14 protein-coding genes are annotated in these 13,571 nt (G+C 59.8%); 4 read left to right on the top strand and 10 right to left on the bottom strand.

The genetic code is table 11. From position 1 onward, the window contains the following. Positions 1-78 precede the first annotated feature (78 nt). From J3D60_RS08795 to J3D60_RS08825, 7 genes are all read right to left on the bottom strand, one after another. Entirely contained in the window at positions 79-1,398 is a 1,320-nt protein-coding gene (locus J3D60_RS08795; protein WP_253490975.1) for an OprD family porin, read from the bottom strand. Between the two features lie 151 nt (positions 1,399-1,549). Next, positions 1,550-2,383 carry a phosphodiesterase gene (locus tag J3D60_RS08800; protein WP_253490976.1) on the bottom strand — a complete coding sequence of 278 codons (834 nt, stop codon included), beginning with the start codon at positions 2,381-2,383 and terminating at the stop codon, positions 1,550-1,552. A 10-nt stretch (positions 2,384-2,393) separates the two neighbouring features. Further along, complete coding sequence (locus tag J3D60_RS08805) at positions 2,394-3,425, bottom strand: ABC transporter ATP-binding protein (protein WP_253490978.1); 1,032 nt, start codon at positions 3,423-3,425, stop codon at positions 2,394-2,396. Next, on the bottom strand, positions 3,422-4,216 hold the full coding sequence (locus tag J3D60_RS08810) for an ABC transporter permease (RefSeq protein ID WP_065924597.1): 795 nt from the start codon (positions 4,214-4,216) through the stop codon (positions 3,422-3,424). Before J3D60_RS08810 ends, J3D60_RS08805 begins: the two co-directional genes overlap by 4 nt. Continuing rightward, positions 4,213-5,031 (bottom strand): iron ABC transporter permease, encoded by an 819-nt coding sequence (locus tag J3D60_RS08815; RefSeq protein ID WP_065941843.1) that lies wholly within the window; start codon positions 5,029-5,031, stop codon positions 4,213-4,215. The genes J3D60_RS08810 and J3D60_RS08815 overlap by 4 nt, the downstream gene beginning before the upstream one ends. Further along, positions 5,032-6,036 (bottom strand): ABC transporter substrate-binding protein, encoded by a 1,005-nt coding sequence (locus tag J3D60_RS08820; RefSeq protein ID WP_065941842.1) that lies wholly within the window; start codon positions 6,034-6,036, stop codon positions 5,032-5,034. After that, positions 6,020-7,039 carry a LacI family DNA-binding transcriptional regulator gene (locus tag J3D60_RS08825; protein ID WP_027607242.1) on the bottom strand — a complete coding sequence of 340 codons (1,020 nt, stop codon included), beginning with the start codon at positions 7,037-7,039 and terminating at the stop codon, positions 6,020-6,022. The genes J3D60_RS08820 and J3D60_RS08825 overlap by 17 nt, the downstream gene beginning before the upstream one ends. Before the next feature lie 355 nt (positions 7,040-7,394). Between J3D60_RS08825 and J3D60_RS08830 the strand changes: the two genes are divergently transcribed. The 4 genes from J3D60_RS08830 to mddA all read left to right on the top strand — a co-directional run bounded on the left by J3D60_RS08830 (position 7,395) and on the right by mddA (position 12,022). After that, positions 7,395-8,492, top strand: coding sequence for a carboxynorspermidine decarboxylase (locus tag J3D60_RS08830; protein WP_027607243.1), 1,098 nt, complete (start codon positions 7,395-7,397; stop codon positions 8,490-8,492). 28 nt (positions 8,493-8,520) lie between these two features. Further along, positions 8,521-9,765, top strand: coding sequence for a saccharopine dehydrogenase family protein (locus J3D60_RS08835; protein ID WP_253490980.1), 1,245 nt, complete (start codon positions 8,521-8,523; stop codon positions 9,763-9,765). Positions 9,766-10,128: 363 nt separating this feature from the next. After that, positions 10,129-11,067 (top strand): hypothetical protein, encoded by a 939-nt coding sequence (locus J3D60_RS08840; RefSeq protein WP_253490982.1) that lies wholly within the window; start codon positions 10,129-10,131, stop codon positions 11,065-11,067. 184 nt (positions 11,068-11,251) lie between these two features. After that, positions 11,252-12,022: a methanethiol S-methyltransferase gene (gene mddA / locus J3D60_RS08845; protein ID WP_253493981.1), complete on the top strand. Its 771-nt coding sequence runs from the start codon at positions 11,252-11,254 to the stop codon at positions 12,020-12,022. A 441-nt stretch (positions 12,023-12,463) separates the two neighbouring features. On the opposite strand, the gene J3D60_RS08850 is transcribed toward mddA, so the two are convergent. From J3D60_RS08850 to J3D60_RS08860, 3 genes are all read right to left on the bottom strand, one after another. Beyond that, positions 12,464-12,823 carry a hypothetical protein gene (locus tag J3D60_RS08850; protein WP_253490984.1) on the bottom strand — a complete coding sequence of 120 codons (360 nt, stop codon included), beginning with the start codon at positions 12,821-12,823 and terminating at the stop codon, positions 12,464-12,466. A 35-nt stretch (positions 12,824-12,858) separates the two neighbouring features. After that, positions 12,859-13,122, bottom strand: coding sequence for a hypothetical protein (locus tag J3D60_RS08855; protein ID WP_253490986.1), 264 nt, complete (start codon positions 13,120-13,122; stop codon positions 12,859-12,861). 80 nt (positions 13,123-13,202) lie between these two features. Continuing rightward, positions 13,203-13,493, bottom strand: a complete 291-nt coding sequence (locus tag J3D60_RS08860; RefSeq protein ID WP_065941838.1) for a hypothetical protein — start codon at positions 13,491-13,493, stop codon at positions 13,203-13,205. Positions 13,494-13,571: the final 78 nt, after the last annotated feature.

The raw sequence follows: 13,571 nt of genomic DNA on the forward strand, positions 1-13,571 counted from the left end.
GCATTCTGAACAGGCGCGTTATCGTTGACGTTTTTCGCGAGCAAGCTCGCTCCTACAAAGATGAGGGGCTCAGCGGTACTACATCAACGGAATCGAATAACTCACAAACACCCGATTCTGGTCCTGGTCCCGCGCCACTTCACTGCGTGACACGCCGTTACGCCAGCCGAAACCGACGTTCTTGAACGTGCCGCTCTGCACCACGTAATCCAGCGAGATGTCCCGCTCCCACTCGCTGGCGTCGTTGCCGCTGGTGGTGAGGATGTGGTCGCCCTTGAGGTACATGACCGAGGCCTTCAGGCCGGGTACACCCAACGACGCGAAGTCGTACGCGTACTGGGCAAAGGCGGTGCGTTCGCCGGCCTGGATGAAGGTCTGCACGGTACGGTCGGTGTAGAGGTACAGGCTGGCACCACCCTCGCCTTTGTTCACCAGGCCGCCCTGGTTGAGTTGGGCGAAGTTGCTGTCGTCCGAGACTTGCTGGTAGCCGGCGGTGATCGCGTGCGGGCCGAGGGAGTAGATGAACGCGGCGCTCCAGGTGTTGTTGTCGATTTCACCGTTGCCGTTCTTGGTATAGCCGCCCAACTTGTAGCCTTCGGCACGGCCGGCGGCGCTGCTGTTTTTGCCGTCGGAGCGGGTATTGAAGTAGCGCAGGTCGGTTTTCAATGAGCCGTATTCGCCCAGCGGCAGTACGTGGATCAACCCGGCGAAATGCTGTTGGTAATAGTCTTCGAGGTTGGCGTAGTAGTACTGGACCATCAGGTCCTTGGTCAGTTGGTAGTCCGCACCGGCGTAGGTAAATTTATTGCTCTCCCGGGTACCGCCCGCCGCTGCCAGGCCACTGCGGTCGCTGGAGCCGCGACCGGTGGTGTGCTCAAGCTGGCCGCCGACCAGGGTCAGGTTGTCGATGTCCTTGCTGGTGACCTGCCCGCCTTCGAACGACTGCGGCAACAGGCGGCCGTCGTTGCTCACCAGGATCGGCAGGTTCGGGCGCAGGTAGCCGTAGCGCGCTTCGGTCTTGGCAAAGCGCGCCTTGGCGGTCGCGCCACCACGGGCCCAGTTATCCGTGGCCTTGCCGTCTTCGGTGGGGATCATCGAGCTGCCGACATGGCGCGCGGCGCTGCTGTCGAGGGTCACGCCGAGCATGCCGATGGCGTCCAGGCCAAAACCGACGGTGCCGTCGGTAAAGCCCGACTGGTAGTTGAGGATAAAGGCCTGGCCCCACTCTTCGGTCTTCGACGGTGCCGCCGTGCCGTCGCGGTTGTCGTTATTGAAGTAGAAGTTACGCATGCTCAAGTTGGCTTTGCTGTCGCTCAAAAAGTCAGCAGACGCCAAGGGGCTCAGGGCAATGCCCAGGCCGCCGGTCAATACACTTAATACATTCAACGTGGCTTTCATCAGGACGAACTCCGGCGCGGAATCCAGGTTCCGGGCGCAAAAAATGGGCAGCAGGATGCCGTCGGCCAAACGTGACGTTGGCCGGGGCGTTAACGGTTATTCAGTTGCTTAGTTGTTAGCGAGTTGAGTGAAGTGAAACCTCCGTAAAACCTCAGTCAATCAATCCATGAGCGTCATAAAACGGATACGGACCCGGGTAATCCCCGAACACGCCGTTGTGGCTGATCAGGCCCTGTTGCGCATCCCAGCGATGCAACAGATACCCCGCCGGTTCCAGGTTGAAATGCGCGGGCGCGGCGTCCTGCAGGTCCAGCACAATCTGATGGGAAGTACCGGGGCACACACAACTCAGGCTGCCGCCAAAGCGTCGTTGCATCGGTCGGTGCAGGTGCCCGCACAGCAGGCGTTCCACTTGCGGGTGGCGAGACACGACTTTTTCCAATGCGGCGGCATTGATAAAGGGTTCACGGTCCATATGGCCGATGCCGCTGATGAACGGCGGATGGTGCAGGATCAGCAACGTCGGCGCGTCCGGGCGTCGTGCCAGTTGCGCGTCCAACCAGTGCAATTGACTGTCCAGCAGCTGGCCGCCGTGCCCACCCGGGATAGTCGAGTCCAGGCCGATCAAACGCAGCGGATGCTCGTCCACCACCCAGTCCAACGGCCCCTCTGCCGACAAAGGCAAGTAGGCGTGATCACGGAATGCCTCGAGCAACGGACCGCGTGTGTCGTGGTTGCCGGGCACCAGGTAGCACGGCATGTGCAGGCGCGCGAGTTCGGGGTGCAGCACGGCGTATTCATCGGCGCGGCCGAAGTCCACCAGGTCACCGCTGACCACCACGATATCGGGCCGTGGGTGGCTGGCGTTCAAATGGTCGACGGCACGGCGCAGCGCGCCCAGGGTATCCACCACCCCATACGTCAGGCGCTGGCCGGCTTTAAGGTGCAGGTCGCTGATTTGCGCAACAAGAAACGGACGATTCACAAGCAAACTCTCACGCATTCAGGGTGAACAACATGTGCGGCGCAATCGCCAGGGCAATCGGCGCGCCGACGGCGTACAGGTGGTTGTCGCTGCTGTCCACCAGCAGCGGTTGCGGGCCGCCCACGTCCACCAACAGGCGGCTTTGGGCGCCCTGGAAAAACTGCGCCACTAGATGGCCGTGCAAGTGCCCTTCGCTCTCCATCACCCGCAGGTGTTCGGGGCGGCAGTACACCGTGCTGGGCACGTCGGCGGCCTGCCACGGCAACTCGCCGCCGCAGACTTCCAGGCCGTGGGCTGTTCGCGAGGTGACGGCAAAGGCATTGAGGTTGCCGACAAAACCGGCGACGAAGGCATTCGCCGGCTTTTGGTAGATCTCCCGTGGGCTGGCCAATTGCGCGACGCGGCCGTGCTCCATCACCAGGATACGATCGCCCAGGGCCATGGCTTCGCCCTGGTCGTGGGTGACAAATACCGAGGTGATACCGAGGCCGCACAGCAGTTCATTCAGCTCGCTGCGCAGGCGCTCGCGCAATTGCGCGTCCAGGGCTGCCAGCGGTTCGTCCAGCAACAGCACTTTGGGGCGCGGCGCCAGGGCACGGGCCAGGGCCACCCGTTGACGCTGGCCACCGGACAATTCGTGGATGCTGCGCTGGCCATGCTGTTGCAGGCCCACCAGCTCCAGCAATTCGTCGCAGCGCTTATTGCGCTCCACCACCGACATGCCGCGAATCTTCAAGCCGTAGACGATATTGCCGGCCACATCGAGGTTGGGAAACAGCGCGTAGTTCTGGAACACCATGCCCACGTCGCGGCGCTCGATGGGCAGGCGGGTGACGTCGTCGCTGCCGAAAAAAACCTGGCCCACATCCGGGCGTTCCAGGCCGGCAATCAGGCGCAAGGTGGTGGTCTTGCCGCAGCCGGACGGGCCGAGGATCGCCAGGGTTTCACCGCCTTCGACGCTCAGGTTCAGGTCATGCACGGCCACGGTGCCGTCGGCGAACGCCTTGCGACAGCCTTGCAGGCGAATAGTGATAGCGGTCATCGACGCTCTCCACGGGACAAACGAGCGCTGATGGCCTGCAACGCAATCAGCAGCGGCACGATCATCAGCAAAAAGATAAGGGTGTAGGCACTGGCGATTTCCAGGCGCGCCGAGGCGTAGCTGTCGGCCAGGCCCACGGGCAATGTCTTGGTCATCGGCGTGTGGAGCATCCAGGTCAGGTTGAATTCGCCCAACGACAAGGTCACCACCATCAGCACGCCCGCCAGAATCCCCGCCCGGCAGTTGGGCACCACCACGCTGAAAAAGCGCTTGATCGGCCCCGCGCCCAAACTGGCCGCCGCCTCTTCCAGCACCGGCAGTTGCTGGCGTTGCATCACCGCCATCACCGGACGTACCAGGAACGGCAAGGTGAACAACACATGGCCGACCAGGATGAACAGCCAACTGCTGCGAAACGTGCCGAACTGGCCATAGGTGAGCAGCAACGCCAGCGCACTGGCCAGCCCCGGCATCGCCACCGGCAGCACCATCAGCTCTTCGAAGGCACGGCTGAAGCGGTTGTTCATGCGCACCAGCGCATAGGCCGCCGGCACGCCGATCACGCAGACACACACCGCGCACGCCAGGGCCAATTGCAGCGACAGCCATACGGTGGGCGAATAGGCCTGCCAGACCTGGATCAGCCAGTCGAAGGTCAGGCCACTGGACAGGCCGACGAAAAAATTGCGCGTCAACCCGGCCAGCAATGACATCAACACCGGCACCAACATGAAGGCACACACCAGCAAGGTGAACAGCAGTTGCATCACAAACAGCGATGAGCGTTTCACAAGACTGTCCCCGCATTTTTCACCAGGCGTCGCGTGAGCAACAGCACCGCCCAGGTCACCGCGCCGAGCACCACCGACAACGCGGCGGCGACGGCAAAATTGGCGTAGTTGGTAAACACATTGTAGATCGCCACCGGCGTTACATTCAGGCGCGTGCCCAAGGTGAACGCGGTGCCGAAGGCGCCCATGGACGTGGCGAAGCAGATCGCGGCGCAGGACGCCAACGCCGGCGCCAGGCCCGGCACGATCACGTCGCACACCACCCGCCAGTGCCCTGCTCCCAGCGAATGCGCGGCTTCTTCCAGGCTGCGGTCGAGGCTTTCGCACGCGGCCATCACCGTGAGGATCACCCGGGGAATCGAGAAGTACAGGTAGCCGACAAACAGCCCGGCCAGCGAGTAGGCAAAGATCCAGCGCTCACCGGCCAATTGCAGGCCCAGGGAGGCCAGCAGCCCCTGGCGCCCGGCCAACAGAATCACCAGGAAGCCCACCACCACGCCCGGAAACGCCAGGGGAAACGTGAGCAAGGCCACCAGCGCCGAGCGCCCGAAAAACTGCTGGCGCGCGAGGAACACACCACTGATGCCACCGATCAACAACGCGGTGAACGTCACGACGATGGCCAGCACGCAGGTCTGCGCCAGGCTACCCAGGTACTGCGCGCTACTGAGCACCTGCCAATAGCCGCTGCCGTGGCTGTCGCGGCTGTCGGCGCCGAGCACCATCAAGTGCGCCAGCGGCAGCAGCCAGAACGCGAACAGCACTGCAAAGGCCGGGGCCAGCGCCCAGGCCGCCTGTTTTGCCGATGCGGCCACTTACTTGACCTCGTTCAGGTAACGGGCGGCGAAGGCTTCCTGCACAGCGGCCATTTTCTGATAGTCCACCACACCGGCGCGGGCGTAATCGCTGTCGGGCAGGAACTGCGCGGCGACGTCGGCCGGCATGGTCACCGGGCGTACCGGGCGCAAGTACGCTTTGGCCCAGAGTGCCTGGCCTTGGTCCGAGAGTACGAAGTCCAGCACCTTCTCGCCATTGGCGCGGTGCGGCGCGTTGGCCACCAGGCTCATCACATAGGGCACGCTGATGCTGCCTTCCTTGGGGATCACGAAGGCGACGTTGGCGTTGTCTTTGTAGCGGGCGCGGTAGGCGTTGAAGTCGTAGTCCACCAGGATCGGCAACTCCCCGGACAGTACCCGCGCATAGGCGGTCTGCTTGGGCACGATGGGGGCGTTTTTCGCCAGCTTCTGGAAGTAATCGATGGCCGGGGCGAAGTTGTCCAGGTCGCCGCCCATTGCGCGGTTGATCGCCACGGCAGATACGTAACCGACGAAGGCGCTGGACGGGTCCAGGTAGCCGACCATGCCTTTGTATTGCGGCTTGAGCAGGTCGGCCCAGCTTTGCGGCACCGGCAGGCCACCCAATGCATCGACGTTGACCATGATGCCCAGGGTGCCGGAGTGGATCGCAAACCACTGGCCGGCGGGGTCTTTCAACCCGGCGGGGATCTGTTCCCAGCCCTTGGGCTTGTAACCCTCGACCACGCCGGCCTTTTGCGCCTGCAAGCCGAAGGTCACGCCGTAGTAGACCACGTCGGCGACGGGCGCGGCCTTTTCGGCCACAAGTTGCGCCAGGGACTGGCCGGAGTTCTTGTTGTCCAGCGGCACCTGCACACCGGTGCTGGCGGCGATGGCCTTGAGCTGGGTGCCCCAGTCGGCCCAGTCCGGCGGGCAGTTGTAGCAAATCGCGGTGTCGGCGGCCTGGGCCAGGCTGGCCACGCCGCAGAGCAGCACGGCGGCCAGGGTTTTACTGAATGCGCGCATCAAGGGACTCCTCAAAGGGTTGGGTACTTTCGCCCGGCCGGATATGGCAAGGCAGGCAATGGGAAATGGGATCGTTGCCGGCGATCTGCGCCAGCAGTTGGTCAATCACCGTGCTGGCCAGCAGCGCGATGGGCTGCACCACGCTGCACAGGGTCGGGTGCATCTGGGTGCCGAGGGCGATGCCGTCGAAGCCCATCACCGACAGTTGCCCGGGCACATTCCAGGCATTGCGGCGCAGCTCGGCGATCAGGCTGATCGCGAGGAAATCGTTGGAGCACACCAGCGCGCTGGGGGCGTCGGGGCCGTTGAGGTACGGCTGGATGGCAGCAAATTCGGCCTGGGTATGGGCGGGCATTTCGATCACCGCGCGGCTTTTGAGACCGTATGCCTTCATCGCGTCGCAGTAACCGGCATAGCGCAGGCGTGCGCGGTCGGACTGCAAGGCGGGGCCGGCGACCATGCTGATGCGTCGATGGCCGGCCTCCAGCAGGTAGCGCGTGGCCAAGGCCATGCCGGCGCGGTTGTCCACCGACACGGCGCTGTAGTTGGGGTTGCTCGGTTGGTGATAGGCCAGCACGAACGGCGTCCGTTCGGTATTCAGGCTGCTGAGCACGCTGTTGCTTTCGGCATCGGTGACCGTCAGCACCAGGCCATCGACGCGCTGGCGCAGCAGTTCTTCCACTACGATGCACTCGCGCTCGCTGCTGTAGTCGGTGGTCGCCAGCACCAGGCTGTAGCCACGCAAGCGTGCGGCACGCTCCATGGCCTGGAACTGTTCGGCGAACACCGGGTTGAGCAGATTGGGCACCACCACGCCGATCAACTGGGTGGTTTGCAGGCGCAGTTGGCGGCCAAGCAGGTTGGGCCGAAAGCCCAACTCACGGGCGGCGGCGAACACCTGCTCACGGGTGGCCGGGCGCACCTGGTCGGGGGAGGCAAAAGTGCGGGCGGCGGTCGCGCGGGATACGCCGGCCAATCGCGCGACGTCTTTCAAATCAGTCATGGTCACTCGCTTGAGATCGATCTCATTGGCGAGGACAGTAACGGCGGAATGTGGCAGGAAGGTGGTGGGCAGATGACGGTTTGATGGCAGTGCAGCAGAGGTACCTGGGGCCAAATGTGGGAGGGGGCTCGCCCCCGATAGCAGAGGGTCAATAAAGAATAGGCTGGCTGACACACCGCTATCGGGAGCAAGCCCCCTCCCACATTAGAGCGGTGTAAATGCATAGATAGTCATACTCAGTGGTTAGGATCGTAAAGCTGGCGCAGCAAAATCCGCCCACTAACCTTTCGATTCGATCCAAGTGCGGGCACAATGCGTGTCCTTTTTTGGCAGGCACCGCCGCAGGCTCTCAAAAATGATCAAAACGCCGTACTACCTCATCGATAAACAGAAGCTTCTGGTCAACATGCAGAAGATTGCTTACGTGCGCGAGCAGTCCGGCGCCAAGGCCCTGCTGGCGCTCAAGTGCTTTGCCACCTGGTCGGTGTTCGACCTGATGCAGGAATACATGGACGGCACCACCTCGTCGTCGCTGTACGAGTTGAAGCTCGGCCGCCAGAAGTTCGAAGGCGAGGCGCACGCCTACAGCGTGGCCTGGGCCGACGATGAAATCGAAGAGATGCTCGATAACTGCGACAAGATCATCTTCAACTCCATCAGTCAGCTGCAGCGTTTTGCCGAACGCAGCGAAGGCAAGACCCGCGGCCTGCGCGTCAACCCGCAGGTAAGCAGCTCCGACTACCTGCTGGCCGATCCGGCGCGTCCGTTCAGCCGCCTGGGCGAATGGGACCCGGTGAAGATCGAAGGCGTGATCGAACAGATCTCCGGCTTCATGTTCCACAACAACTGCGAGAACGGCGACTTCAACCTGTTCGACCAGATGCTCAATACCATCGAAGAACGCTTCGGCGCGCTGCTGCACAAGGTCAACTGGGTCAGCCTCGGCGGTGGCATCCATTTCACCGGTGAAGGCTATGCCATCGACGCCTTCTGCCAGCGCCTCAAGGCGTTCTCGCAGAAGTACGACGTGCAGGTCTACCTGGAACCCGGCGAAGCGGCGATCACCAACAGCGCGTCCCTGGAAGTCACCGTGCTCGACACCCTCTACAACGGCAAAAACCTCGCCGTCGTCGACAGCTCCATCGAAGCCCACCTGCTGGACCTGCTGATTTATCGCCTCAACGCCAAGCTGGCGCCGAGCGAGGGCGAACACACCTACATGGTGTGCGGCAAATCCTGCCTGGCCGGGGACATCTTCGGCGAGTATCAATTTGATCGTCCGCTGGCCATCGGCGATCGGCTGTCGTTCATCGACACCGCGGGCTACACCATGGTCAAGAAAAATTGGTTCAACGGCCTGAAAATGCCGTCCATCGTAGTGAAACAACTCGACGGTACAGTCGAAGTGGTTCGTGAATTTGGTTACGACGACTACCTGTCCAGCCTTTCGTAAGCTGGCGGATATAGGAGAAATAAAGCAATTGAAAAAGAACGTTCTTATCATTGGTGCAGGAGGTGTCGCCAAGGTGGTGGCCCACAAGTGCGCGCAGCACAACGACGAACTCGGTCGTATTGCTATCGCGTCGCGCAACATCTCCAAATGCCAGGCCATCATCGACAGCGTCAAGGCCAAGGGTAGCCTCAAGGTTCCCGCCGACATCCAGGCCTTCGCGCTGAACGCCCTGGACGTGGAAGCGACCAAGGCCCTGATCCGCGAGACCGAATCGCAGATCGTCATCAACGTGGGTTCCGCGTTCCTCAACATGTCGGTACTGCGTGCCTGTATCGACACGGGCGTAGCGTACCTCGACACCGCCATCCACGAAGAGCCGGGCAAGGTCTGCGAGACCCCGCCGTGGTACGGCAACTACGAATGGAACCACCTGGAAGAGTGCAAACAGAAGAACATCACCGCCATCCTTGGCGTGGGCTTCGACCCGGGTGTCGTCAACGCGTACGCCGCGCTGGCGCAGCAACAGCATTTCGACCGCATTGACTCGATCGACATCCTCGACGTCAATGCCGGCTCCCATGGCAAATACTTCGCCACCAATTTCGATCCGGAAATCAACTTCCGCGAATTCACCGGGCAGGTGTGGAGCTGGCAGAACAGCCAGTGGACCAGCAACACCATGTTCGAAGTCAAACGCACCGACGACCTGCCGGTCGTGGGTTCGCAGAACCTCTACCTCACCGGCCACGATGAAGTGCACTCGCTGTCGAAAAACCTCGACGTGCCCAACGTGCGTTTCTGGATGAGCTTCGGCGAACACTACATCAACGTGTTCACCGTGCTGAAAAACCTCGGCCTGCTCTCCGAGAAGCCGGTCACCACCGCCGAAGGCCTGGAAGTGGTGCCGTTGAAAGTGGTCAAGGCCGTGCTGCCCGACCCGTCTTCCCTGGCCCCGGGCTACACCGGCAAGACCTGCATCGGCGACCTGGTCAAAGGCACCAAGGATGGCCAGCCGCGTGAGATGTTCATCTACAACGTGGCGGATCACGAAGAAGCCTTCGTCGAGACCGACAGCCAGGGCATCTCCTACACCGCAGGCGTTCCACCGGTAGCCGCCGCGCTGCTGGTCGCCCGGGGCGAGTGGGATGTGAAACACATGGCCAACGTCGAGGAACTGCCGGCTGAGCCGTTCCTCAAGGCGCTGGACGTGATGGGCCTGCCGACTCGCATCAAAGACGAGAACGGTGACCGGGCCTGGGATGCGATTGCCTGATAGGTGATCGCTAAAAAGGTGCGCCCTCAAGGGGGCACCTTTACACGTCCTCTCTCGACTCATTTCCAATACGCACTCGGCTCGACTAAACAGTATCGGGGGATACTCGTACTTGCCTGCATCGCCAGGTACCGTAATGTTCGAATACACCGCCCGCGATATTGCAGTTGGCGCAGCAAAATGCTCGAAACTATCCTAACAGACCAAGGAAAGCCTTTTTCTAACTCACCCCTTCGTTAATTATTACGCAGCGCTTTCCTGACCTGCCACATGCCAAACAAAGCCCACTCAAACCTAATGGAACATGGAACCGAATCTGGCTCGACACCACTAAGTAACACCTTCACCAGTCGAGAACTACGGATGCCTTTCGTATCACCATCATCCTCTAATAATTACAAAACCAGCAATATCGCCAATACCGCAGGGTTGCTTCAAACCGCGCCCCCCATCATTAATACATTTGATCAAGCTCGCACCCATGTTGCCTCGCTCAACCTGCGGTACAGAGAGCAAATTGCAGAAGCAATGGGTCAGCTCTCGGAAGCTGCCTATGCACCGAACAGCAACGTCTTGGACAGCACTTACCTGAACCTGTCCAATGCTTTTATGGAAGCCTATCACAGGGCTCCCAAGACGCCCGGACTGCCCTATTCCATCCTTGACGACACGGCCATACTCGATATCAATGAGATGCTAGCGGAAGCAGCACTTGTCACAGGTACCGGGCCACGCCTCAGAGGCGATACCGACATAACCATTCACGACGTACTGCATCAAGTAGGTTTGAATTTTCATACTGCACGACAAAACAACCTCGGCGTTCCGGCCGAACATTATTTCGACGTACTCACGGACATTCTAAGAGGGGATGGTTACCAAGCACTCGCCCAACTTTCAAACAGTGAAAAGCTTCTTAGCATGATCCCCAAGGACGCGTTCATGCAACGAAATTTGAAATCTAGGGACACCCCCATTTTCAGGGACGTACTCGCTATGGCGAAGATGATGGTGGTTCAAGACAATTATCGACTAAGCGATCCCGATTTCCCACGGCTAAACCCGCGTTCCCACGGAAGGTCCACTACTAATGTACCCACCATCAGCACCGGCATCGCTAACCAGGTATTCACTGCCATTAAAAACGGCACACCCATTGCCCACATTGTCGAGCAGTACAACATCCCGGACATAAGCACCTACTGGCAGTTAAATAAAGAGTTGGTCGACGCTGGCAGCTCAAGAGTCCCCCCACAGACACTGGAAGCCGCAAGACGCTTAATCTTTAGTCAGAATGACTAAGCAGTAGGTTGTCTATTATTCCAAATTGCGCACCGAGTTGCTTAACGCACGTGAACACGGCAACAGTGCCACCTAACGCACCGCCGCCACCGACGCGCCGATAGTTATTACGCAAAACCCACTAGGCTTAGCCATGAAATGGCTGACCTGCGGGTTTGCTGCCCATTCATCCTGTGGGAAAGGCATGCTCATGCAACTCGACAACACTCGCACCGCCCATCTCATCGGGCTGGTGTACAGCACCTGCTGCTATTTGGCGTTCCTGTTCACATGCTTATATCTGATCGGCTTCGTCGGCAGCGTGGCGGTGCCCAAGAACATCAACGACGGGCCCCTCCTCGCTTGGCCAGCCGCCGTGGTGATCAACTGCGCGCTGATCCTGCTGTTCGGCGTCCAGCACACGGCCATGGCGCGCAAAGGCTTCAAGCAGTGGCTGGCGGCAGTCATTCCGACGTCCGTGGAACGCTCCACGTATGTGCTGCTCAGCAGCCTGGTGCTGGTGCTGATGTTCTGGCTGTGGCAACCGATGCCGCTCACCGTCTGGAAGGTTGAAACGACGTGGGCCAAGGCCGTGTTGATTGGCTTGTTCTGGCTGGGCTGGTGCATCGCTTTACTGGCAACCTTTTTGATTGACCACTTCGAACTGTTCGGGCTCAAGCAGGCCATCGACCGTTGGCGCAAAACCACACCACAGGCGCCAGTATTCAGGACGCCGCTATTTTACAGGATCGTGCGTCACCCGCTGTATCTCGGCTTCCTGATCGCCTTTTGGGCAACACCGCACATGACGGCCGGGCACCTGTTGTTTGCGACAGGGATGACGGTTTACCTCTTCATTGGCGCCAGCTTTGAAGAAAAGGACCTGGTGGTGTTGTTTGGTGAGCGGTATCGGCGCTACCAGCAAGAGGTGGGCATGATTTTGCCGGGGTCGAAGACGCGCAAAAAAGGGCGCTGAATAGGCGTTTGTGGCGAGGGAGCTCGCTCCCGTTGGACTGCGCAGCAGTCCCATTTTTGGGGCCGCTTCGCGGCCCAGCGGGAGCAAGCTCCCTCGCCACAGGATGTAGCGTCTGGGCATGAGTTCCCTAGGACTTATCCCACGACTGTTTCAGGTTGTCGCTCGGAACTTCGCTGACTAACCTCTGTGCCGTCGCTGCCAATTCAGCGACCGGATTTGACCGTCCGGCCTTGTTAACGAACTGCTACGCCCTGCACCTATCCCAGGCGTTTTTTTTGTGCCTGAGGTATCGTGTCGCGGCAGTTGTGCGCGGGATACTTTCGGGTATGCCGGGTTCGTTGACAACCGGTCGGTCAACCCGCGTACAGCTGCCACCCTCTTCGTTTGACCGCGAACGCTGGCGGCTCCACTTGTCGACGGAGCTTCTTGTTTGTGAAGCGGCTACGTCAACTTATCGATGACGTATTGCTGAAACCACGCAGGCTGGGTGTCCGCAACAATATCGATATCCTCGCCTTCTGTAATCTCGGCAAGTTGCGCAAAACTGGGCTCGCCGTCTTGCGAATTATCAAAGATATAGGCTCGATTGGATAAAAGTATCGCCTCAGACAAGTTTTCCAGAGAGCGCTTATAACGAGATCGAATCTTGTCCGGTGGTACATCATGACCACCTATAGAGGCCCGGTAGGCAACCCGGGCAACGTTAATATCAGCATCCGCGGTAGCAACGTAATAAACGTATACCCTATAACCGGCAGCTTTCGCCTGCCTTAGCAGTTCAATTTTGCTGCCGTCCGACATGACTGTCTCGAATGTAAAACTTACGCGGTCTTCAATCAGAGACACCCGAATAAAATCGGCAAGAGCAGAGCGATATAAGAGTCGATGTTGCGCGAAGCAAAAATGATCCGCTCACCCTTGATGGCCAAGTCGTCCAGTTTGGCGAGGGAGTCGGGAAATTTTGAAAGCAGTGAATGACTGCGCAAGAACGCGATCACGCACTCGGCGGAGCGGTATAGCCCGAAGACAGCAAAGTCAAAAACACCCGTTTCACGAATGCCTAGCTCAATCGCATCGGGATTGATGTAATTGACCAGCAAGTGGGCCGGAACCTTCGAGTTGAATGTGCTCTTTCCGCTCCCGTTCGGCCCGGCGAACATACGGACGCGAGGGGTCGTACTCAAGCCTGAATCTGCGCCTGAGCAGACCGACGGTCCAACAAGGACTTTCTGGTTTTCAAGCGCGTACCAGCCTTGAGTGTGCCGTAGGTTTCCACAGGGCGGATAACTAACGTTTCCGTATTGGAAACTTTAACCAATTGACCAGCACGCACCACAAGCACGGATTCTCCTTTAGAAAGAGCAACCTCGTAGGCATCCCTGAATGCTTTGGCCGCAATGGAGGGAATACTTGATTCCTGGGCAAGAATTTGTGCCTCAGTAATTGGGGGCTTAACTTTTTTACGTGACATGTTGGTCTCCGGCTCAGGACAAGGACTGATCAATGGCAACGAGCATAGATCACCTCAGGCGTCGAACGCTGGCTCGAC

The organism is Pseudomonas sp. S3E17, assembly GCF_024168685.1.
Lineage (GTDB): Bacteria > Pseudomonadota > Gammaproteobacteria > Pseudomonadales > Pseudomonadaceae > Aquipseudomonas > Aquipseudomonas marginalis.

Coding starts and splice junctions, on each gene's coding strand:
- J3D60_RS08830 (WP_027607243.1), top strand. CDS start 7,395: ATGATCAAAACGCCGTACTACCTCATCGATAAACAGAAGCTTCTGGTC.
- J3D60_RS08860 (WP_065941838.1), bottom strand. CDS start 13,493: ATGTCACGTAAAAAAGTTAAGCCCCCAATTACTGAGGCACAAATTCTT.
- J3D60_RS08820 (WP_065941842.1), bottom strand. CDS start 6,036: ATGCGCGCATTCAGTAAAACCCTGGCCGCCGTGCTGCTCTGCGGCGTG.
- J3D60_RS08850 (WP_253490984.1), bottom strand. CDS start 12,823: ATGTCGGACGGCAGCAAAATTGAACTGCTAAGGCAGGCGAAAGCTGCC.
- J3D60_RS08825 (WP_027607242.1), bottom strand. CDS start 7,039: ATGACTGATTTGAAAGACGTCGCGCGATTGGCCGGCGTATCCCGCGCG.
- J3D60_RS08840 (WP_253490982.1), top strand. CDS start 10,129: ATGCCTTTCGTATCACCATCATCCTCTAATAATTACAAAACCAGCAAT.
- mddA (WP_253493981.1), top strand. CDS start 11,252: ATGCTCATGCAACTCGACAACACTCGCACCGCCCATCTCATCGGGCTG.
- J3D60_RS08795 (WP_253490975.1), bottom strand. CDS start 1,398: ATGAAAGCCACGTTGAATGTATTAAGTGTATTGACCGGCGGCCTGGGC.
- J3D60_RS08805 (WP_253490978.1), bottom strand. CDS start 3,425: ATGACCGCTATCACTATTCGCCTGCAAGGCTGTCGCAAGGCGTTCGCC.